This is a genomic window from Halogeometricum limi (assembly GCF_900115785.1).
Classification (GTDB): Archaea; Halobacteriota; Halobacteria; order Halobacteriales; family Haloferacaceae; genus Halogeometricum; species Halogeometricum limi.
Genome location: NZ_FOYS01000005.1, coordinates 12,911 through 33,445, shown reverse-complemented (window position 1 = coordinate 33,445; position 20,535 = coordinate 12,911). Strand labels below are relative to the sequence as shown.

16 protein-coding genes are annotated in these 20,535 nt (G+C 66.1%); 12 read left to right on the top strand and 4 right to left on the bottom strand.

The window, feature by feature from the left end; all coding sequences use genetic code 11:
• Positions 1 to 45: 45 nt before the first annotated feature.
• Entirely contained in the window at positions 46 to 1,770 is a 1,725-nt protein-coding gene (locus BM282_RS14165; protein ID WP_089882231.1) for an alkaline phosphatase D family protein, read from the top strand.
• A gap of 3 nt (positions 1,771 to 1,773) precedes the next feature.
• Here BM282_RS14165 and BM282_RS14160 read toward each other — a convergent pair whose 3' ends face one another.
• The gene (locus BM282_RS14160; protein WP_089882229.1) at positions 1,774 to 2,730 is read right to left on the bottom strand and encodes a PfkB family carbohydrate kinase; all 957 of its coding nucleotides are present in this window, start codon (positions 2,728 to 2,730) and stop codon (positions 1,774 to 1,776) included.
• A 112-nt stretch (positions 2,731 to 2,842) separates the two neighbouring features.
• On the opposite strand from BM282_RS14160, the gene BM282_RS14155 reads away from it, so the two are divergent.
• Both BM282_RS14155 and BM282_RS14150 read left to right on the top strand, forming a co-directional pair.
• Positions 2,843 to 3,616, top strand: a complete 774-nt coding sequence (locus BM282_RS14155) for an SDR family NAD(P)-dependent oxidoreductase (protein ID WP_089882227.1) — start codon at positions 2,843 to 2,845, stop codon at positions 3,614 to 3,616.
• Between the two features lie 58 nt (positions 3,617 to 3,674).
• Positions 3,675 to 4,628, top strand: coding sequence for a nucleoside hydrolase (locus BM282_RS14150; protein WP_089882225.1), 954 nt, complete (start codon positions 3,675 to 3,677; stop codon positions 4,626 to 4,628).
• A gap of 109 nt (positions 4,629 to 4,737) precedes the next feature.
• On the opposite strand, the gene BM282_RS14145 is transcribed toward BM282_RS14150, so the two are convergent.
• Positions 4,738 to 5,916: an inorganic phosphate transporter gene (locus BM282_RS14145; RefSeq protein WP_089882223.1), complete on the bottom strand. Its 1,179-nt coding sequence runs from the start codon at positions 5,914 to 5,916 to the stop codon at positions 4,738 to 4,740.
• A complete protein-coding gene (locus BM282_RS14140) occupies positions 5,909 to 6,592 on the bottom strand; it encodes a hypothetical protein (protein ID WP_089882221.1) in 684 nt (227 codons plus the stop codon). The genes BM282_RS14145 and BM282_RS14140 overlap by 8 nt, the downstream gene beginning before the upstream one ends.
• Before the next feature lie 317 nt (positions 6,593 to 6,909).
• On the opposite strand from BM282_RS14140, the gene BM282_RS14135 reads away from it, so the two are divergent.
• The 6 genes from BM282_RS14135 to BM282_RS14110 all read left to right on the top strand — a co-directional run bounded on the left by BM282_RS14135 (position 6,910) and on the right by BM282_RS14110 (position 12,190).
• Positions 6,910 to 7,098 carry a hypothetical protein gene (locus tag BM282_RS14135; RefSeq protein ID WP_089882219.1) on the top strand — a complete coding sequence of 63 codons (189 nt, stop codon included), beginning with the start codon at positions 6,910 to 6,912 and terminating at the stop codon, positions 7,096 to 7,098.
• 78 nt (positions 7,099 to 7,176) lie between these two features.
• Positions 7,177 to 8,028 (top strand): universal stress protein, encoded by an 852-nt coding sequence (locus tag BM282_RS14130; protein ID WP_089882217.1) that lies wholly within the window; start codon positions 7,177 to 7,179, stop codon positions 8,026 to 8,028.
• A 91-nt stretch (positions 8,029 to 8,119) separates the two neighbouring features.
• Positions 8,120 to 8,782 (top strand): AIM24 family protein, encoded by a 663-nt coding sequence (locus BM282_RS14125; protein WP_089882215.1) that lies wholly within the window; start codon positions 8,120 to 8,122, stop codon positions 8,780 to 8,782.
• 323 nt (positions 8,783 to 9,105) lie between these two features.
• Positions 9,106 to 10,317, top strand: a complete 1,212-nt coding sequence (locus BM282_RS14120) for a glycosyltransferase (RefSeq protein WP_089882213.1) — start codon at positions 9,106 to 9,108, stop codon at positions 10,315 to 10,317.
• 114 nt (positions 10,318 to 10,431) lie between these two features.
• On the top strand, positions 10,432 to 11,772 hold the full coding sequence (locus tag BM282_RS14115) for a ferritin-like domain-containing protein (protein WP_089882211.1): 1,341 nt from the start codon (positions 10,432 to 10,434) through the stop codon (positions 11,770 to 11,772).
• A 112-nt stretch (positions 11,773 to 11,884) separates the two neighbouring features.
• Positions 11,885 to 12,190: a hypothetical protein gene (locus tag BM282_RS14110; RefSeq protein ID WP_089882209.1), complete on the top strand. Its 306-nt coding sequence runs from the start codon at positions 11,885 to 11,887 to the stop codon at positions 12,188 to 12,190.
• Positions 12,191 to 12,273: 83 nt separating this feature from the next.
• Here the strand turns inward: BM282_RS14110 and BM282_RS14105 are convergent, their stop codons facing one another.
• Entirely contained in the window at positions 12,274 to 15,066 is a 2,793-nt protein-coding gene (locus tag BM282_RS14105; RefSeq protein ID WP_089882207.1) for a PEP/pyruvate-binding domain-containing protein, read from the bottom strand.
• 156 nt (positions 15,067 to 15,222) lie between these two features.
• Between BM282_RS14105 and BM282_RS14100 the strand changes: the two genes are divergently transcribed.
• The 3 genes from BM282_RS14100 to BM282_RS14090 all read left to right on the top strand — a co-directional run bounded on the left by BM282_RS14100 (position 15,223) and on the right by BM282_RS14090 (position 20,522).
• Positions 15,223 to 15,654 (top strand): rhodanese-like domain-containing protein, encoded by a 432-nt coding sequence (locus BM282_RS14100; RefSeq protein ID WP_089882205.1) that lies wholly within the window; start codon positions 15,223 to 15,225, stop codon positions 15,652 to 15,654.
• A 61-nt stretch (positions 15,655 to 15,715) separates the two neighbouring features.
• Positions 15,716 to 17,782: a formate dehydrogenase subunit alpha gene (gene fdhF / locus BM282_RS14095; protein ID WP_089882203.1), complete on the top strand. Its 2,067-nt coding sequence runs from the start codon at positions 15,716 to 15,718 to the stop codon at positions 17,780 to 17,782.
• Positions 17,783 to 17,792: 10 nt separating this feature from the next.
• Positions 17,793 to 20,522, top strand: a complete 2,730-nt coding sequence (locus BM282_RS14090) for a cation-translocating P-type ATPase (protein ID WP_089882201.1) — start codon at positions 17,793 to 17,795, stop codon at positions 20,520 to 20,522.
• Positions 20,523 to 20,535 lie beyond the last annotated feature (13 nt).

Below are 20,535 nucleotides of genomic sequence, written 5' to 3'. Positions count from 1 at the left end.
GAACCGCTGAAGCGGCTTTATCACGTCTAGAATCGAACAGTATTCATGCAGAGCGTTACCATTCGGCCCGCCGTCGACGCCTCGAAGCTTCCGAGCGTCGAGCGTCTCGGGGGAGACAGCGTCGCGGAGACGGACGACGTGTTCCCGCAGTCCGTCGCCAGCGGCGGACCGACGCCGACGGGGGTGATTCTCTGGACGCGTATCGCACCGGAGCAGTACGACCCGCCGACGGCGCTCAGAGTCGAAGTCGCGGCCGACGCCGACTTCGAGGACGTGATTCTCCGGTCTGAACTCCCCGAACCGAGCGTGAAGCCGAGCGACAACTACACCGTTCGCGTCGACCTGGCGGGCGTCCTCGAACCGAACAGCACCTACTACTATCGGTTCGCGTACGGCGGCGTCAGGAGTCGGACCGGGCGGTGCCGAACGCTCCCCGCGCGCGACACCGAACTCAGGCGGTTGCGACTCGGACTGTTGAACTGTCAGAACTATCAGAACGGCTACTTCGGGGCGATGGCGCATCTCGCGGCGGCGGACGTCGACTTCGTCCTCCATCTCGGAGACTACGTCTACGAGTACGCCGACAGCGACGAGGGAGCGTCCGGACCGTACCGCGACCGGACCATCGAGTTGCCCAGCAAGTCGTCGCTCCCGATGAGTCTGGACGACTTCCGAGCCATCTACGAGACGTACAAACGCGACCCCTACCTCCGCGAACTCCACGAACGCCACACCGTCTTGCAGACGTGGGACGACCACGCCATCGCCAACGACCGCTACTGGGATTACGACGCCGACGCACCGGTGTTTCCCGACCATCCCTGCGGGACGGTACCTCAGTTCACTCGGTATCTCACTCGCGTCGGCATCCAGGCGTGGTGGGAGTTCGTCCCCGCGAGAATCACGTACGACCCGGACGCCGACCACCTGCACGACTCGTTCGAACTCTATCGCGTCCGACAGTTCGGTGACCTCGTGACGGTGTTGCTGACGGACGAACGACTGTACCGCAGTCGCCCGCTGTCGCTCTCGGAGAGCGTACCGGGGCGCGACCGGAAGCGAGACTCGTCGCGGACGATGCTCGGGGCGCGGCAGCGAGAGTGGTTCCTCGACGAACTTCGCGACAGCGAGACGACGTGGACGGTATGGGCCAACGCGGTGCTGTTCGGGTCGTTCACGCTGGGGCGGCCGTGGCTCCGACCGTCGAGGGATTCGTGGGACGGCTACGAAGTCGAGCGAGGGGACATCCTCGCCGTCCTCGAAGAGAGACGACGTGCGAACGGCCCGAACTTCGTCACGCTGACCGGCGACATGCATACGACGCTCGTGAGTCGTATCCGGAGCAGAGACGGCGAACGCCGCCGACTCGGCGTCGAGTTCATGACGCCGGGCGCGACGAGCGTCAACTTCGCGGAGAAAATCGGGGAGGTTCTCAGCCGTCGGTTCGGAAATCGCCGCGCGCTGAACCGCACGTTCCCGGCCTACCTCGAACGGGCGATGCGGCGTCTGGCGCGACGACTCAACGTCGACTTCGAGTTCTTCGACAGCGCACACTGGGGCTACTCGGTGGTGACGTTCACTCCGGACGACTGCACGTGGGAGGTGTTCTGGGTCGACAAGACGGTAAACTCCGCGAACGCCGAACGGAACCTCGCGCACGAAGTGTGCATCCCCGTCGAGGACGGCCCCGGAGACGAACAGACGACCGGACCCGGACCGAGAGAACGAGCGAGAGGACGAACGCCGCGAGTGCCGCGGACGCGAGTCTGAGACTCAGCCGTCGACGACGAGTCCGTCGACGGCCTCACGCGAGGGGACCGCGGACTGGACGCCCTCGCGTTCCGTCGAGAGCGCACCGGCGACGGTCGCCAGTCGAACCGCCGCTTCGAGGCCCCGCCCGTCGGCGAGTTCCGCGCCGAGGTACCCCGTGAACACGTCGCCCGCACCCGTCGTGTCGACGGGGTCGACGGTGGGCGACTCGACGGTGAGTCGAGGGTCGTCGCGCCCCGAGTCGGCGTCCCAGACGACGACGCCGTCCGCACCGCGGGTGTGGACGACGGTGCCGGAGAACGCGTCCACCTCGGCTTCGAGACGGGCGTACTCGCTCTGGTTCGGCGTGACCACGTCGACGCAGTCGTGCGAGAGAATCTCCGCCGCGCCCGCGGCCGGTGCGGGGTCGTAGACGACGGTCGGTCGCGCGTCGCTCTCGGCGAGACGGTCGAGTGCCGTGTGAATCGTCGCCGGCGGAAGTTCGTTCTGAACGAGGAGGCAGTCGGCGCTCGCGAGTGTATCGACGTGGCGGGAGACGTACGCGTCGTCGACGCGGCCGTTCGCCCCCGGGAGGATGGCGATGTAGTTCTCCCCCGTCTCGTCGACGGCGACGTACGCCGCGCCCGTCGGCCCGTCCGTTTGCCCCAGTTCGCTCACGTCGACGCCGCGTTCGGCGAGAGTGTCGCAGACGGCGTACTCGGCTTCGTCGTCGCCCACCAGACCCAACAGCGAGGTGTCAGCGCCGGCGGCGGTGGCCGCGACGGCCTGATTCGCGCCTTTCCCACCGAGATACGTCTCGGAGTACTGCCGTGCGAACTCGTCGGGGACCGCCCCCACGGTCACCGTCTCCCCCGGCGACGGGAACCAGTCGTACGACGTTGCGGTCGACCGAATCTCCGCGCGCGTTGTGTACTCCACGTGGTCGACGTTGATGCTCCCGAGACTCACGACGCGGCCCATACCCGTTCGAGACGGCGCGGCGATAAGACCCTTCGGCGTTACGTCCGCACTGCAGACTGTTGAGTCGACCCACGCATACTGTTATCACTTTCCGCCCAGAAAGGTAGGCAGTATGTCACTTCTGGACGGCGAGACGGCGGTCGTCACGGGCGGAACGAGCGGAATCGGACGCGCAATCGCGGAGATGTTCGCCGACCACGGGGCGTCGGTCGTCGTCGCCGACCGTCGCGAGGAACCCAGGGAAGGAGGAGCGCCGACGCACGAATTCCTCGAAGAACGGGGTGCCGAGGCGACGTTCGTGCAGTGCGACGTCAGCGACTACGACGACTGCGTGGCCGCCGTCGACGCCGCCGACGAGTTCGGCGGATTGGACGTGATGGTGAACAACGCGGGCATCGTCGGTCCGCAGGTACCGTTGACCGAACTGGATTTCGACGACTACCGGACGCTCATGTCCGTCAACGTGGACGGCGTGTTCCACGGGTCGAAGGCGGCGGCGCTGAAGTTGGTCGAACGGGGAGCGGGCGGGAGCATCGTCAACATGTCGAGCGTGGCGGGGTTCGTCGGCTACGGCGGTATCACGCCGTACTCGGCGGCGAAGGGCGGCGTCCGCCTGTTCACGTACGCGTTAGCGAGCGAACTCGGGCCGGAGGGAGTTCGGGTGAACGCCGTCCATCCCGGCGTCATCGAGACGGCGATGACCACCGAAGACTCGCCCATCGTCGGAACGGAGGCGGGCGAGCAACTCGAACAGTCGGTGCCGCTTCGACGGTTCGGAAAGCCGGAGGACGTCGCCGGCGTCGTGACGTTTCTGGCGAGCGACCTCGCCTCCTACGTCACCGCCGAGTCCGTCCTCGTCGACGGCGGGTACGTCAACAGCGAGTGACCGCGAGGCGTCGCTCGTAATTCCGTGCCGTTAAGCGACCACGCGGGGAACGTCCGCCATGAGCAGACGGGTCATCATCGACACCGACACCGCGGGCGACGACACGATGGCGATTCTCATGGCGGCGCTCGCAGACTCCATCGAACTCGAAGCCCTCACTATCGTCTCCGGCAACGTCGAGTTCGACTACGAAGTCGAGAACGCAAAGTACACCCTCGAAGTGGCCGGCGCCACCGACGTGCCGGTCTACGAGGGTGCCCGGACGCCCCTCGTGAAGGACCACGAACACGCCGACCACGTCCACGGCGAGGGCGGACTCGGGGGCGAAGTCATCGCCGACACCGACGTCCCCTCCGCGGAAGGTCACGGCGCGAACGCCATCGTCGAACGCGTGAGAGAGTCGCCCGGCGAGATAACGCTCGTCTGTATCGGTCCGCTGACGAACGTCGCACTCGCGCTTCGTCTCGAACCCGAGTTACCGGAACTCGTCGACGACGTGTGGGTGATGGGCGGCGCCGTCAACACGCTCGGAAACGACACGCCCTCCGCGGAGTTCAACTTCTGGGTCGACCCCGAAGCCGCGAAAGTCGTCGTCGACGAACTGGACGTCTCGCTCGTCGACTGGGGCCTCTCGCTCCGTCGCGGGACGTTCGGGCCGGAGATGCTGCGCGAGACGGAGTCCATCGACACCGAGTACGCCGACTTCTTCGACACCGTCTCCACTCGCGCCCGGGAGTTCGCTCGCGAGCGACACGGCGAGGAGAGCACCAGCCAACCCGACTCGTTGACGATGGCGTGCGTCCTGAACCCCGAACTCGTCACCGAGTCGAGTCACCACTACGTCGACGTGGACGAACGGGAAGGGATGACCCGCGGCTACAGCCTCGTCGACGAGAACGCGATAACCGAGGGCGAACGGGACACGCACGTCGTCGACGACGTGGACGGCGAGACGTTCGAGACGATGTTCCTCGACATGCTTCGCTACGGCGACCCGGAACGGTCGCTGTAGTCGCGTCTCTCGTCTGTGTTCGGCGACTGCGCCGCGGTTCCGAGACGGTTGCGAAAAACGCGAGGTCGAAGTCTTTCGGAGTCGTCGCGCGAGAACGGCGCGCGCGGGTTCAGAACCCGAATATCGGGACGAATCGGAACGTGAGGTAGGCACCGGCCGTCGCGATAGCCGGGACGACGTTCTGCATCAGGACGACCCGAGCGGTCGTCACGGGGTTGAAGAGCGCTCCCGGACTGGGGATGTCCTCGACGTCCTCCTCGCCGATGGGAGGCAACGGCTCGCCCTCTTCGTCGGCCGCGAGTGCGTCGACCGTCACGCGCGGTCCACCGTCACCAGCGACGACTTCGGGGGCGGTCATCGGTCGGGTCGCTCTCCCCCACCCGAGTCCGACGATGGACATCGTCGCGATGATGACGAAGCTCGCGGGGATGCCGAGCGCCGAGAGGAAGACGACCAGCGTAGAGGAGACCGACGCGACGACGATAGCCGCGGTCAGGGGGAGTTCGGTGATGTCGCTGCCCATCGTTTCGAGCGTCCGCCGAGCGATGGTGAACGCGCCGATAGTGACGGCGAGGCCGCCGAAGGCGATGGCCGGGTTCATCGCCAGTTCGCCGCTGCCGACCAGCGGTGCGACGGCGTTCGCGATGTTCGAGGTGCCCGACGAGAACGCCATCAGACAGCCGATAGCGACGACGGTGAACGTCCCGGCCAGTTCTCGACGGTTCGTCGTCTGGTGGACCCGCGGGATGGGGACGACGCCGGACCGGTCGACGTCGAACAGCGGTCCGGTACTGCGCTCCATCGCGACCATCCCGTTCAGTCGCGCGTAGAAGTACCGGCCGATGACCAGCGAGACCCAGAAGCCGATGATGGGCGAGACGACCCACCAGATGACTATCTGTCCCATCACGGCGAGGTCGAGGACGCCGCCGGCCAGACCGAGACCGGCGATTGCGCCCACCGCGGTCATCGACGTCGAGGCCGGGACGCCGAAGACGTTCCCGACCAGCAGTGCGACGCCGATGAAAAACAGCACCGCGATGGACGATTCGAGCGTGAAAATCCCCGTGTCGACGACGAGTTCGGTTCCGAGTTTCGTCACGACGTTCCGACCGAGCGTCCACGCCCCGACGAAGAAGAACACCCCCATCAGGGCCGCGGCGACGGGTTTGGAGATGGCGTCGGCACCGACGGCCGGGCCGAACGCCGGACCCGTCGTCGACCCGCCGATGTTGTAGGCGACGAACATCGAGACGAGGACGCCGGCGACGAGGAGGACGCTACTCATCCGCCTTCTCCTCGTCGTCTCCGAGCGTCTCGTCGTCCGCTTCGCCGTCTCCGTCTTCGGCCGCGGACTGTTCTTCCAGCGTCTTTTCGACCGTCTCTCCGACCTTCTCTTCGACCGTCTTCTCCACCGTCTCGCCGACCGTTTCCTCTACCGTCTTCTCTACCGTCTCACCGACCGTCTTCTCTACCGTCTCACCGACCTTCTCGTCTACCGTCTTCTCTACCGTCTCTTCGACCGTTTTCTCGACGGTTTCCCCGACGGTCTTCTCTACCGTCTCGCCGACTTTCTCTTCGACCGTCTCGTCCACTGTCTTCTCGACCGTCTCACCGACCGTCTTCTCGACGGTTTCTCCGACCGTCTTTTCCACCGTCTCGCCGACTTTCTCTTCAACTGTCTCGTCCACTGTCTTCTCCACTGTTTCTCCGACGGTCTTCTCTACCGTCTCGCCGACCTTCTCTTCGACCGTCTCTTCGACCGTCTCTTTGACCGCCGTGGTCATCCAGTTCGGGTCGAACCGGGCCATCTTCCAGACGACGTGCAGGATGTAGGAGACCAGTACACCGAACCCGAACGCCAGTCCGACGGTGTTCCCGGCGACGACGATCAGACCGACCGAGACAGCGATCAGCAACCCGTAGGTCAGGTCGACGATGGAGTCGACGCGACTCGGATTCACGGCTCACCCGAGTCGGAGACGACGCTCCCGGAGAGAACGAATCGGGGTTCGATAGCTGTGAAAAAACACATACGTGTTATAAACTCCGCTCGCTGAAGTAAGTTGGCAAAGCGTTCGGTGCAGACCGAAGTGACCGAACTGAGCGAGGTGCGTCGGTTTTGGAGTCTCGGCAGAAGAGACGCGACGGTGTCGAGACGCGCGACATCGACACAGACGACATCGATACACACGGCATCGAGGTGCAGGCGGAAGGCAACGCGACGGGAGAGTGAACCGGCGTCGAACCACTGTTACGTCTCCGGTTCCGAGTGTGGCCGATGACCGTGCCACCACCGAGCGTCGACGACCACGACATCGGGACCGAAGAGGTAGACCCGCGGCCGTTCGCGGACCTCGTCGCCGCCGTCATGGAGGTCCGTTCCTGCTCGAAGCCCGACGCGGAGTCGTGGGTCGAAGACGTTGGGATAGACCACGCAGAACGGGTAGTACGGGCACGATGGCGGTGATATTCGCCCGGGCGTCACGCCCAGTTCATGTGAGCCAAACAGACAGAGATTTAATAGCTTACGAGATGACAGAGGACCATGCATAGCCGTATCACGGGGGATTCGGCAGTGGGGTGTGCGTCTCCGAGTGGTGACGGAGGCACGTCGGTAGAACGGGTGCTCTGTCTGTTCGATCCCGGCGAACAGGCTACCTGCCGGTTCGTCCGGACCGCCGTGATGTTGGCGAACGGCGGGAGATTGGTCGTTCCCGTCGAGAACGCAAGCGTCGCGCAGTCGCTGAAACCGGAGGCGACGGACGCCCCGGTATCGTACGAGACGCGGTTTCTCGAACGACCGCCGCGTATCACGAACGCGTGGGTGAAAGACGTCGTGGATCGGTTCGATATCACCATCATCTTCGATATCCGCGACCGGAAGTCGGTCCTCGGCGGCGGCGAACTCGCGTTCGCATCCCGGAGTACGCACGTGACGGTCACACCGGGTACCGAAGACGACAGCATCTCTTCCTGTCTGGTTCCGGTCACCCGCGGACCACACCTGGACGCGACACTCGACGTCGCACGGGCCGTCGCCGAGTCGAACGACGCGTGGTTGGACCTGTTCCACGTCGTACAGGGAGACGGACGAGAACGGGAGACGGACGCGTTGTTCCAGTACTGCACCGAACGTCTCGACGGCTTCGAGGATTTCGATACGTGGCGCTACGAGGGTTCCTCGCCCGCAGAGGCCATCGTGGACCAGTCGTCGTACTACGACACGACGATCGTCGCCGCACCGCGAAAGGGCAGACTCCGGGAGTTCGTCGACGGGTCCACGACGGAGATCGTCCAGTCGCTCTGTGACAACACGGTCGTCACCGTGCGAAGCGGCGACGTGGACTTCTCCCGACTCGACCGATGGCTCGGCGAGTTCCTCGCGCCGAAGCGCTGAGCCGACGGTCCGGAAGACGTGTTTTCTGAGTCACAGTTATGCTGGAGTACCGTCTCTCTCCGGCCGAGTCGCCAACCGACTCTGATACACTATGAATCTCGACGAATTCGTCTCGGCGCACGCCCCGAAAGAGGGAGGAGAGTCGTTCCAACTGGAGAACTCGAAGCTACTCGACGTCGCACTCGACGGGTCCATCCTGGCGAAAGCCGGGTCGATGGTCGGCTACACCGGCGACGTGAAGTTCGAGCGCAAATCCGCCGGCGGACTGACCGGGATGCTGAAAAAGCGAGTGACGGGCGAGGGGGCCGTGATGATGGAGGCGAGGGGGACCGGTCACCTCTACCTCGCCGACCAGGGAAAGGAGGTTCAAATCCTCGAACTCGACGAGGAGGACGAAATCAGCGTCAACGGGAACGACGTCCTCGCGTTCGAGAACTCCGTGGACTGGGACATCAAGATGCTCACCAGTATCGCCGGTACCTCGACGGGCGGACTGTTCAACGTCTACCTCACCGGTCCCGGACACGTCGCCATCACGACGCACGGAAAGCCGTTAGTCGTCAGGACGCCCGTGAGCACCGACCCGAACGCGACCGTCGCGTGGTCCAGCAACGTCTCACCCAGTTCCAAGCGTGACCTGAACATCAAGGGCTTCCTTGGACGGACGTCCGGCGAGACGTTCCAACTGGAGTTCGCCGGTGAAGACGGATTCGTCGTCGTCCAACCGTACGAGGAGTCGACTCCCGAACAGTAGGCGACCGTTCGGCGTCGCGGTTCGACATCGAAACGGCGTCCGAACGGTCCGCGTACGTACGTCACGGCGTCGTCGGTGACTCGACGTACTCTGCGAATCTCGAACTCTCTTCTCACGACTACTGTCAGGTACTCAGAGAAGAGGCGAGCGTCGGAAACTGAGAACGGAACGTGATTCGGTCGAGTCGCGAACGTCGGCGTTTAGAGCCGTCTGTCGTTGTGCTAGCGAGCCACGTCGAAAGTTGTCATTCGTGGCCATATGACAGAAAGGTATGATTTCTGCGAAATGTTTATCATATCTTCAGATTTGACTGAATTATCTACTTGCCTTACACTCCCCATATAACGAACGTTCTCGCCACCGCCGCACGCCACTTCGACGGCGACGTGTTCGTCTCGTTCGTCCTCTGGCAGTTGCTCCTGTTCCACACGCTTCCCGTCGGATACTGGCTGTACATGATGGTCACCTACGCCGGGAGCAGAGGAGACACGACACCGCCGTCGGTGCACGGACTCGGCGCGGTGCAAGCGAGAGTGTTGACTGTCGACGCCGAAGCGGTCGTCCAGCGAACGGTCGACTCGCTTCCTGAGGGACTCGACGACGTCCTCGTCGTCGCCGAGAAACCGATAGACGTGCGAGGCGCTCGCGTCGTCGTCGTCCCGGAGACGTTCGAGTGCGAGGCGACCAACAAAGGTCGAGCGGTGGAGTGGGCGCGGCGAGCACACCCTACAGACAAAGAGTACGTCCTCTATCTGGACGAAGATACCCTCGTCGGCGAACTGGACGGTATCCCGGACGCCGACGTGGTTCAGTTCCGCGAACGGCCACAGCGGACGGGGTCGCTACTCGCGTACCTCGCCGAGATTCACCGCGTCGGGTTCAACACCGAACAGCGCGGGTTCGGACGGTTGCGCTACCCGCTCTACGCGTGGGGCGGCGGCGTCGCGATTCGCCGGTCGCTCGAAGATCGAGTGACGTGGGACGTCGAGACCATCGTCGAAGACTCGGTGTTCGTCTGGCGCGCCCTCGACGCCGGTGCGACGTTCCACGTCTCGGACGTGACGTTCCACAACCAGGCACCGCCGTCGGTTCGGTCGATGGTCGGTCAGCGACGCCGGTGGCTGACGGGAACGCGGATGCAACGCGACCTGCTCCCCTACGACTACCAGTTGCTGTACTACATCCGCGATTTCGGGTGGGCGACGTCGGTGTTCGCGCCGTTCCTGTGGTTCCTGTCGGTGCTCGACTACGCGGGCGTCGTGCCGTTACCCCTCGATATGGTGCTCCTCCCGGAGGTGTACTTCCCGCTCACGATGATACTGCTCACGGTCGTCTACGGCTGGTCGGTCCTCGGACTGGTCCTCTATCGCGAACGCCCGGCCGTGTGGGCACTCCTGTTGCTCACGACACCGCTCGTCGTCCTCGTCCACTCGCTCGGGGCGTTCTACGGCATGACCGTTCCCGTGACCGACTTCCAGGTGACCGAGAAAGCCGCCGACCACGACGACTCCGCGACGGACGTCTCCGCGGACTAGTCCCGCGAGCGTCGGTGAAGGGAATTTGGGTGAGAAGCGGGGACCACTCTGGACGGAATGTTGTCGGAACTCGGAATTTCTTCATACGTGTCCTGTACCTCGACCAGAGTGAGCATGAACGCGAACGACTCCTCGTCCGACACCACGAAGCAGACTCCCCGCACCTACGACCGACGCCGCATCCTCGCCGGGGGAGCGACCCTCGCCGCCGTCGGCCTCGCAGGCTGTTCAGGCAACAGCGACGGCGGTTCGACCGCGACGGAGTCGTCGACGCCGACGGCGACGGAGACGCCGACGATGACCGAGACGGAGATGGAAACGGAGACGGAGACGCCCGAACCGACGAATCCCGACGTCCCCATCCTGAACTACGCGCTGACGCTCGAACACCTGGAGAACGCCTTCTACCGCGACGGCCTGAAGATGTTCAGCGACGACGAACTGATGGGGGCGGACGTGCTGTCGAAGTTCAACGAGGAACTTCGGATGGACGTCCCGGAGTATCTGAAAGTCGTCGGCGACCACGAGGCGGGCCACGTGGACGCCCTGACGCAGACGGTGACAGACCTCGGCGGCGAACCCGTCGGCGAAGCCGAGTACGACTTCGGCTACGAGACGCCCTCGGAGTTCCTCGCGACGGCACAGGCGTTGGAGAACACCGGCGTCTCCGCGTACGCGGGTGCCGCGCCGAAGGTGACGAACAACGCCATCCTCGCCGCCGCGGCGGGCATCCACAGCGTCGAGGCCCGCCACGCGAGTTTCCTCAACCTCGTGAACGGCGCGTCGCCGTTCCCGAAGGCCGTCGACGAGGCGCGAACCGTCGACGAAGTCCTGGAGATAGCCGGACAGTTCGTCACGAGTGGCGTCGACCCCGCGGCGTTCGAACGCGAGGAGGACGGCGAGATGGTCACGTACGACCGCAAGAAGAAAGACGACGTGAGCGACCTGAACGTCCTGAACTACGCGCTGACGCTCGAACACCTGGAGAACGCCTTCTACCGCGACGGCCTCGAAGAGTTCAACGACGACGAACTGATGCAGGCGGACGTGCTGTCGCCGTACGGTGACGAACTGAAGATGAAGGTTCCCGGTCACCTCCGGACGGCCGGCGACCACGAGGCGGGCCACGTGGACGCCCTGACACAGACGGTGAAAGACCTCGGCGGCACGCCCGTCGAAGAGGCGACCTACGACTTCGGCTACGAGACGCCCTCGGAGTTTCTCGGCGTCGCGAAGGCGCTGGAGAACACGGGCGTCGCCGCCTACGCGGGTGCCGCGCCGACGGTCGCGAACGACCAGATATTCTCGGCGGCCATCGGCATCCACAGCGTCGAGGCCCGCCACGCCGCGTTCCTCAACGAACTCAACGTCTCCTCGCCGTTCCCGAACGCCGTCGACGAGGCGATGACGATGTCGGAAGTCGAGGAGATAGCCGGGCAGTTCATCGTCGAGTAGGCGTGTCTCAGACGCCCGGTTCCCCCGACGCTCGATACGCTTCACTCTCCGGTCCCCGAACCATAATCTACCAGCACACGACGACCGAGACGACCGACGCGAGGAGCGACCGATGAACGCGTGGGCCGCCGTCGCGCAAATCGCGTCGGGGCTGAACGTCGTGTTGCTCGCCGCGCTCTGCGTCGTGTGGGCGCGAAACGCGCTCCGGTTCCGGTCGAAGCATCCGCTCGGACTCCTCGTGTTCGGCGCGTTGCTCCTCGTCGAGAACGCGCTGTCTGTGTACTACTACACGCTGGACCCGACGCTCTCGGTGTGGTTCGCCACCTCGGTTCCGGACATCGTCTGGCGAGCGACCATGGTCGTCCACGTCGTCGAGACGTTCGCCGTCGGCTTTCTCCTGTGGGTGACGGTGGACTGACTCGACGTGCCGCCGCTCCGGGGTTCGCGCTCGAACGAGTACTCGATGCACGGTCACGCTCTCTCGCGTGAGTCGTCTCGTCGTCACTCGGCTGTCGTTCCAGACCCACCGGGCGAGACGGGTCCTCCACCGGTTCCCGTTCCGGTCGCTGGCCCGTCGTCCGTACCGCTGCTTCTCTCGGTCACGTCGTCGCTCTCGCCGGCCTCGTCGCCGAGAATCTCGACCGTTCCTCGCGTCCCGTCGATGCGGAGACGCTGGCCCGTTCGGATGCGCTCGGTAGCGTTCTCGACGGAGACGACTGCGGGAAGACCGTACTCTCGGGCGACGAGTGCGCCGTGACTGATACGCCCGCCGACTTCGACGACCATCCCCGCGGCGTTCAAGAACAGCGGCGTCCACCCCGGGTCCGACGACGGCGCGACGAGAATCTCGCCCGCCTCGACCGTCGCCTCCGTCGGGTCGAAGATGACGCGTGCGACGCCCTCGACGACGCCAGAGGAGACGCCGGTTCCGACGAGCGTCTCCGGCGGGAGGCCGGTCAGGTCGGGGGCGACGCGGGGGATTTCACCCTCGCTCGTGAGCACCGGAGGAGCGTTCAGTTTCGAGTGACGAGCGAACTCCTCGCGTCGCGCCGTCACGTCGACTCGAATCTCCTCGCCGTCGAGCGCCGCGAACAACTCTTCCAGTCGGAGGAACCAGACGTCGTCTCGGTCCGAGAGGACGCCGCGTTCGACGAGTGTCTCGCCCGCTTCGAGGTACGTCTCTCGCCACGTCGAGAACCAGTGGGCGGCCCCGTGTTTCGGGTACTCGCGGAGTTGGACGTAGCTTCGGTAGGTTCGAATCAGCCGTCGGACGATGCGGGTTCTGGCGGGTCCGAGGAGGCCGTAGTTCGCGCGGGCGGCGAGTCTGTCTCCCGCCGCTTCGCCCTCCGCGGCGAGTCGTTGGAGTCGCGCTCTGTGGTCGCCCGCGCCCTCGTTCGCCAAGTTGGCTCGAATCGCCCCGAAGAGCGTCGCGGGGTCCTCGCGCCACCGCGGTCGACTCAGGTCTATCTCCCCCGTCGCGCGGTGGCCGAACTCGTCGAGGTAGTCCTCGAACGCGGCGACGAACTCCGCCCCGCCCTCGACGGCGGCTATCTCTGCCAGCGGTTTCCGCTCCCGAATCGCGTCGGCGACGGCGGGGTGGTCCCGTGCCACGTCTGCCAGGTCGCCGAGTCCGAGGTTGAGTCGCGTGACGAGTTCGGCTTCGAACCCCTTGCCGACGGCGTTCACGTCTTCCTCGGCGTCGGGGAAGTTCCGACGAAGCCACCCGCCGACGGCGAACGCCGCGAGCAACGGCCCCATCCGGGGGTAGAGGTCGGCGATGACTTCGGAGACGTCGAGCGAGTTCGCGGCGGCGCGGGCGCGTGCCGCGACGGTGGGTCGGTCGTGGATGTCCGCCGTCGTCTCTCTGCCCCACTCCAGAAACAGTCGCTCGAACTCCTCGGGCGGGCGCGGGTCGCCGACGAACGCGTCGGCGACGCTCGCCAGCGTCGCCGGGAGCACGGGCAGGACGACTTCGGCCCCCCGCCACACGCCGCCGGCGACCGAGAAGGCAGTCGACGGCGACGGAATCTCGGTCCGGAACTCCTCAGGTCGGCGCGCGAGCAAGTCCCAGAGTCCGTCGGCTACCGGTTCGCTCAACGCGTCGAACCCGGAGACGACCTTCTCCCGGACGAAGGGGACGCGGAGGGCCGGTGTGAGGTCCATGTAGACCCGTCCCCCGGCTTCCGCGCCGAGCGAGACGCCGTCGTCGATACCGAACGCCTCCGGCATCGTCTCGATGTAGACGCCCCACACGTCCCGAACGAGCGGTGGAAGTGCCTCCGGAAACGCCTGCATGTGTCCGACCCCCACGTAGACGTGCAGTCTGTCGTCGGTGGGTGCCGGCGTCGGGACGGGAAACAGCGTGGTGATGGGGCGCGCCTGGAGGAGGACGAATTCGCCGTCGACCAGCGCCCACTCGATGTCTTGCGGCCGCCCGAACAGGTCCTCGACCCGGTCCCCGAGTTCGACGAGTTCCGTCAGTTGCCTCGTCCGGAGGACCCGCGCGTGCCTGTCGGTCGGGTCGAGTTCGACGGTATCAGTGTCGCCGTCACCGGTCGAGTACCGCGCCGTTCGCTTCGACCCGACGCGATACGACAGCACCTCGCCGGCCTGTCGGTCGATACGGACGCTATCGGGTTCGACGTCGCCGGAGACGACGGAGTCGCCGAGGCCGAAACTCGCCTCCACGACAGCGACGGTACGGTTTCCAGAGTCCGGGTCGACCGTGAAGAGGACGCCCGCGGCGTCGGCGGCGACCATCTCCTGGACGACGACGGCGTTGGCCACCTCGCGGTGCGAGATGTCGTTCTGGACGCGGTACGCGACTGCCCGGTCGGTGAATAGACTCGCCATGCAGTCGCGGACGCCGTCGACGAGGGCGTCGATACCGCGGACGTCGAGGAACGTGTCGTGTTGCCCGGCGAACGACGCGTGCGGGAGGTCCTCCGCCGTCGCCGAGGAACGGACGGCGTACGACCGGTTCTCGTCGATAAACGCCGCGAGTCCGTCCCGGACTGCGTCGGGTACCGGCCGTCCGCGAAGGTGCTCGCGGAGTTCCGCGCCGACCGCCGTCGCCCGTTCGGCGGCGGTTTCGTCCAGTTCCTCCAGTTCGTCCAAGAGTTCTTTGCTCGTTTTGTCGGCAGAGAGCTCTCGGAAGGCGTCGGTGGTGACGCAGACGGCGGCGGGGACGGCGAACCCGGCGTCGACCAGCGACACGAGGTTCGCGGCCTTTCCACCGAGGCGTGCAGGGTCCCTCACGGACCCGTCGAGTGGGACGACGAAAGCGGAAGTCATGGGAACTGCTCACAGTATCTATGAATCTACGAGCGATTGACGCTTTCGCCCCACTATCCCGACACGTACTGGCCGAAAATTGGTCTCAGACGCCGAAACTCCGGAAAACGACGACGTGTAGAAATAACTAATCTTACACGAATCGTACTGGAAGCGATGGTGGCCGGAGACGGGGATGGGAGGGCGGCGAACAGCATCACGAAGGGGTACGTCGAGTTGTTGGACGAGGCTCGGTCCGAAGTTCGCGAGTACGCGGTCGGTGAGGCGTCGCGGCGGTACGACGACGGTGCGGTGTTCGTCGACGTGCGCGACGCCCCCGAACTGTGGAAGGAGGGACGCATCCCCGACGCGGTACACGTCTCGCGGGGGATGCTCGAGTTCTGTATCGACCCCGAGAGCCCCTACTACGTCTCGCGGTTCGGCGAGGACGCCGAGTACGTCTTCGTCTGCGCCGTCGGGGGGCGCTCTCTCCTCGCGGCACAGCGAGCCAAGGAGATGGGGCTCGAACGCGTGGCCAGTCTCGAAGGTGGGTTCACCGCGTGGCGCGACGCCGGGGAACCGGTCGAACCCGCCGACCCGACGATGTGAGCGACCGGCCGGAACACGACAACTACACAACACTCTATCTCTCGGCCGTCGTACGGAGGCTATGGAAACTCCGGGTGAGCGGGTCTTCGAGGCCCGAGAGAGCATCTGTCCGTTCTGTGGCGTCGGGTGCGGCCTCTCGTACGACCCGAAGAGCGGAAAAGCGACGGGATGGCGCGCACCGGTCAACACCCGCGGCGAACTCTGCCCGAAAGGCGTCGCCGCGTTCGACGTCGTAGACCACCCCGACCGACTCACGGCTCCGCTCGTCCGCGACGGCGATGGCCTCAGAGAGGCGACGTGGGAGGAGGCGTTCGAACGAATCGAGACGGCGTTCGGCGAGATTCGCGACCGAGACGGTCCCGACGCACTGTTCTTCTTCGCCTCCTCGAACTGCACGAACGAGGAGAACTACGTCTTCCAGAAACTCGCGCGACTCCTCGGAACGAACAACGTCGACAACTGCGCGCGCCTCTGTCACTCTTCTACCGTCGCGGCGATGCAGGAACGGTTCGGCGCGGGCGCGATGACGAACTCCCTCGTCGACCTGACGGAGGCCGACGCCTACTTCGTCGTCGGAGCGAACCCCGCCGAGAATCACCCGATAATCTTCCAGTCGTACCTCGCACCGGCGATACGAGACGGGACGACGCTGATTCACGTCGACCCGCGCGAGAACGCGACCACCAAGTTGGCGGCGCATCACCTCCCGGTCAGACCCGGTTACGACATCCCGCTCCTGAACGCGATGGCGAAGGTACTCGTCGAGGAAGGACTGACCGACGACGCGTTCCTCGAAGAGCGCGTCTCCGGCGTCGATGCGTTCGTCGCCGCGTTGGACGGCGTCGACGTGGACGCGAACGCCGAACTGGCCGGCGTCGACCCGGGCGAACTCCGCGCCGCGGCGCGGGCGTACGCGAGCGTCGAACGCGCCGCCATCTTCACCGGGATGGGAACGAGCCAACACCACTGCGGGACCGACAACGTCCACGCCCTGCTCAACCTCGCGCTCCTGACGGGGAACGTCGGAAAGCGCGGGTCCGGCGTGAACCCGCTTCGCGGGCAGAACAACGTCCAAGGGGCGGGCGACGTGGGGGCGTTACCGAACGTACTGCCCGGGTACGCCCCGGTGACGGACGTGGACGCCCGCGAACGACTCGCACGAGAGTGGGGCGTCGAACCGCCCGCGGTGCCTGGACTGACCGAAGTAGAGGCGACCCACGCGTTCGGCGGGGGCGTCCGCGGCGCGTTCGTCTTCGGCGAGAACCCCGTCGTCACGGAACCGAACGCGAACCGGGTCGCCGAGAAATTCGACTCGCTCGACTTCCTCGCCGTCCACGACCTGTTTCTCACCGAGACGGCCGCGTTCGCCGACGTGGTCCTCCCGGGAAGCGCGTGGGCCGAACGCGGTGGCACCGTGACCAACACCGACAGACAGGTCCAGCGGATGCGACCGAACGCCGACCCCCCGGGCGACGCGCGCGAGGACCTCGCCGTCCTCTGCGAACTCGGGCGGCGACTGACCGGACTCGACGCCCAGTTCGACTACGATAGCCCCGAGCAGGTGTTCGAGGAGATTGCGCGCGTGACGCCGCAGTACGCCGGAATGTCGTACGCGGGGCTGGGGACGGGAAGCCAGCGCTGGCCGTTCCCCGAGGGTGCGACCGAGGGCGTGGACGTCCTCCACCGAGAGCGGTTCGCCTCCGGGGACAGATGCGCCGCGTTGCGCGTCGTCGAACACGTCGACCCCGCCGACGCGGTGGACGACGACCACCTCGTCCTCACCACCGGGCGCGTCCTCCAGCACTTCAACAGCGGTGCGCTCACCCGTCGGTCGGGACTCCTCACGCGCCTCCGCTCCGAAGACGCCCTCCAGATTCACCCCGACGACGCCGTCGAACGGGGTATCGACGACGGGGTCCGGGTCCGAGTCGCGAACGACCGCGGGTCGGTCACCGTCGTCGCCGACGTGACGCCCGCCGTGCGTCGCGGGACGGTGTTCGCGACGTTCCACTACGCCGAACCCCTCGCGAACGCCCTCACGGGCGACGCCCTCGACCCGGTGTCGAAGATACCCGAGTACAAACACTCCGCCGTACGCGTCACCGTCGAGAACGCGGAGTCGGAGTGAGGCGGGTCGGATGAGCGCTCCCGACGCCTCCGGTACGTCCGATTGGCACGCTCGGCCGGTCGACGCGGTGGCCGACGAACTCGGGACCGGTCTCGACGGACTCGCCGAAGCGGAAGCGAGCGCGCGTCTCTCGCGCGTCGGACCGAACGAACTCGACACCGACGGCGGACGAGGGGCGCTCGAACTCCTCGCCGCACAGTTTCAAAACGCGCTCGTGTGGGTTCTCCTCGTCGCCGCGGGCGTCTCGTTGGTCGTGGGACACGTCGTCGACGCGGTGCTCATCGCCGTCATCCTCCTCGCGAACGCGTTGTTCGGGTTCGCACAGGAGTATCGCGCGGAGCGAAGCCTCGACGCACTCCGAGCGTTGGCGACGCCCGTCGTCACCGTCCGACGCGAGGGCGAGGAGACGCGTCGAGACGCGACCGAACTCGTCCCCGGAGACGTCGTCGTCCTCTCCGACGGCGACGTGGTTCCGGCGGACTGCCGCCTCCTCGAAACGCAAGCATTCGAGGTGGACGAGTCCGCGCTGACTGGCGAGAGCGTCCCCGTCGAGAAGACCACCGACGCGCTACCGCCGGAGACGATACTCGCCGAACGCACGAACCTCGCCTACAAAGGGACGAACGTGACGCGCGGCCGGGCCGTCGCCCTCGTCGTCGCGACGGGGATGGAGACGGAGATGGGTGCAATCGCGACGGCGCTCTTGGCCGCACCCGAGCGTCGAACGCCGCTTCAGCGTGACCTCGACGTTCTCGGCCGGCGTCTGGGCGTCGCCGTCGTCGTCCTCTCGGCGTTCGTGGTCCCACTGCTCGCGTTCCGCGGAACGTCGCTCGTACAGGCCGCACTGACCGGCATCTCGCTGGCCGTCGCGGCGATTCCCGAGGGACTCCCCGCGGTGGTCACGCTCACGCTCGCACTCGGGGTGCGACAGATGGCCGGCGAGAACGCCCTCGTCCGGAGTCTTCCGGCGGTGGAAGCCCTCGGTGCCGTCGACGTGGTCTGTACGGACAAGACGGGGACGCTCACCGAGGGCGAGATGCGCGTCACTCGCGTCTGGGTTGACGACGTGACGCGCGCGCCCGAAGCGAGTCACGGCGCGGCGACGGACGATGGCACGACGGCCGACGGCGACGCGACGGACGATGGCACGACGGCCGACGGCGACGCGACGGACGATTCCCGGTTCCGTCTTCTCTTCGAAATCGGCGCGGTCTGCAACGACGCCGACGCGGACGCGTCCGACGGCGACCCGACGGAACGCGCACTCGTCGACGCCGCCGCGGAGTTCGGTCTCGACGTGGCGTCGCTCCGAGACGGGACCCCACGACGCGGAGTCCTCCCCTTCTCCGCCGAACGAAAGCGGATGGCGACGACGCACGACGACGCCGTCTACGTGAAAGGGGCACCGCGCGTGGTCCTCGACCGTTCGACCCGCATCCGCACCCGCGACGGGACGGACGCGTTGACGCCGGACCGTCGGGCGCGGGTCGAGGACGCACTGGACGACATGGCTGACGACGCACTGCGAGTCCTCGGGTTCGCGTACCGACCGCTCGACGCGCCCGCCTCGGGTGAGGAGGCGACGGCAGAGGCCGACACGAATCTCGTGTTCGTCGGTCTCCAGGGACTCCTCGACCCGCCGCGGCCCGAGGTGGCCGACGCCATCGCAGAGACGCGGCGGGCCGGAATCAGCGTGAAGATGATCACCGGCGACAACCCCGCGACGGCGAGGGCAATCGCGGCGCAGGTCGGTATCGGGTCGGGAGTGCTCACCGGAAGCGAGCTATCGGCCGTGAGCGACGACGAACTCCGACGGCGAGTCGAGACGGTGGACGTGTTCGCGCGGGCGGAACCGGCGCACAAAGTACGCATCCTCGGCGCACTGCGTGCGAACGGCCACACCGTCGCGATGACCGGCGACGGCGTCAACGACGCACCCGCGTTGAAGAACGCTGACGTGGGTATCGCGATGGGGGTTCGCGGGACCGACGTGGCGAAGCAGGCCAGCGACGTCGTCCTCTTGGACGACAACTACGCGACGATTCGGACGGCGATTCGGCGCGGCAGGGGTATCTTCGACAACGTCTGGAAGTTCGTCGCCTACCTCCTCAGCGCGAACGCCGCCGAGATACTCCTCGTGTTCGTCGCCTCACTCTTCGGATATCTCGTCCTTCCCGCGGTGCAACTCCTGTGGATAAACCTCCTCACGGACGGACTCCCGGCGCTGGCACTCGGGAACGACCCGACGGGAGACGTGATGCGCAGGCCACCCAGAGAACGCGAACGCGGTATCGTCGACGGAGAGATGCTGCTTCTCGTCGCCGGGTTCGGGGTGGTCGCGACGGCGGTCATGCTCGGCCTGTTGTACTACACGCTGGACGGCGCGGCGACGGTGACGCCGTACGCGATGACGATGGTGTTCACCGGCTTCATCCTCTTAGAGTTCGTCAAACTCGTCGTCGTCCGGTGGACGAAAGCGACGCCCCTGCGCTCGAATCCGTGGCTCGCCGCCGCCGTCGGCGCCTCGATTCTCGCGCACCTCGCGACGTTGTACACGCCGCTCCGAACCGCGTTCGGCACCGTTTCGCTCTCCGTCGGCGACTGGGCGGTGCTGGCCGTCACCGTCGCGTTCGGCGGACTCCTCCTCTTTGCCGTCGGGTGGAGCGTTCGTCGGTACGCCTCCGAGACGCAGACGGACGACGCGCCGAGCGAATCGGCCGCCCATCTTCGCGCGTACTGATATACGGCCTCCT

Bases quoted from the DNA above. Each gene is read 5' to 3' on its own strand.
- BM282_RS14165 (WP_089882231.1), top strand. From the start codon at position 46: ATGCAGAGCGTTACCATTCGGCCCGCCGTCGACGCCTCGAAGCTTCCG.
- BM282_RS14160 (WP_089882229.1), bottom strand. From the start codon at position 2,730: ATGGGCCGCGTCGTGAGTCTCGGGAGCATCAACGTCGACCACGTGGAG.
- BM282_RS14155 (WP_089882227.1), top strand. From the start codon at position 2,843: ATGTCACTTCTGGACGGCGAGACGGCGGTCGTCACGGGCGGAACGAGC.
- BM282_RS14150 (WP_089882225.1), top strand. From the start codon at position 3,675: ATGAGCAGACGGGTCATCATCGACACCGACACCGCGGGCGACGACACG.
- BM282_RS14145 (WP_089882223.1), bottom strand. From the start codon at position 5,916: ATGAGTAGCGTCCTCCTCGTCGCCGGCGTCCTCGTCTCGATGTTCGTC.
- BM282_RS14135 (WP_089882219.1), top strand. From the start codon at position 6,910: ATGACCGTGCCACCACCGAGCGTCGACGACCACGACATCGGGACCGAA.
- BM282_RS14130 (WP_089882217.1), top strand. From the start codon at position 7,177: ATGCATAGCCGTATCACGGGGGATTCGGCAGTGGGGTGTGCGTCTCCG.
- BM282_RS14125 (WP_089882215.1), top strand. From the start codon at position 8,120: ATGAATCTCGACGAATTCGTCTCGGCGCACGCCCCGAAAGAGGGAGGA.
- BM282_RS14115 (WP_089882211.1), top strand. From the start codon at position 10,432: ATGAACGCGAACGACTCCTCGTCCGACACCACGAAGCAGACTCCCCGC.
- BM282_RS14110 (WP_089882209.1), top strand. From the start codon at position 11,885: ATGAACGCGTGGGCCGCCGTCGCGCAAATCGCGTCGGGGCTGAACGTC.
- BM282_RS14105 (WP_089882207.1), bottom strand. From the start codon at position 15,066: ATGACTTCCGCTTTCGTCGTCCCACTCGACGGGTCCGTGAGGGACCCT.
- BM282_RS14100 (WP_089882205.1), top strand. From the start codon at position 15,223: ATGGTGGCCGGAGACGGGGATGGGAGGGCGGCGAACAGCATCACGAAG.
- fdhF (WP_089882203.1), top strand. From the start codon at position 15,716: ATGGAAACTCCGGGTGAGCGGGTCTTCGAGGCCCGAGAGAGCATCTGT.
- BM282_RS14090 (WP_089882201.1), top strand. From the start codon at position 17,793: ATGAGCGCTCCCGACGCCTCCGGTACGTCCGATTGGCACGCTCGGCCG.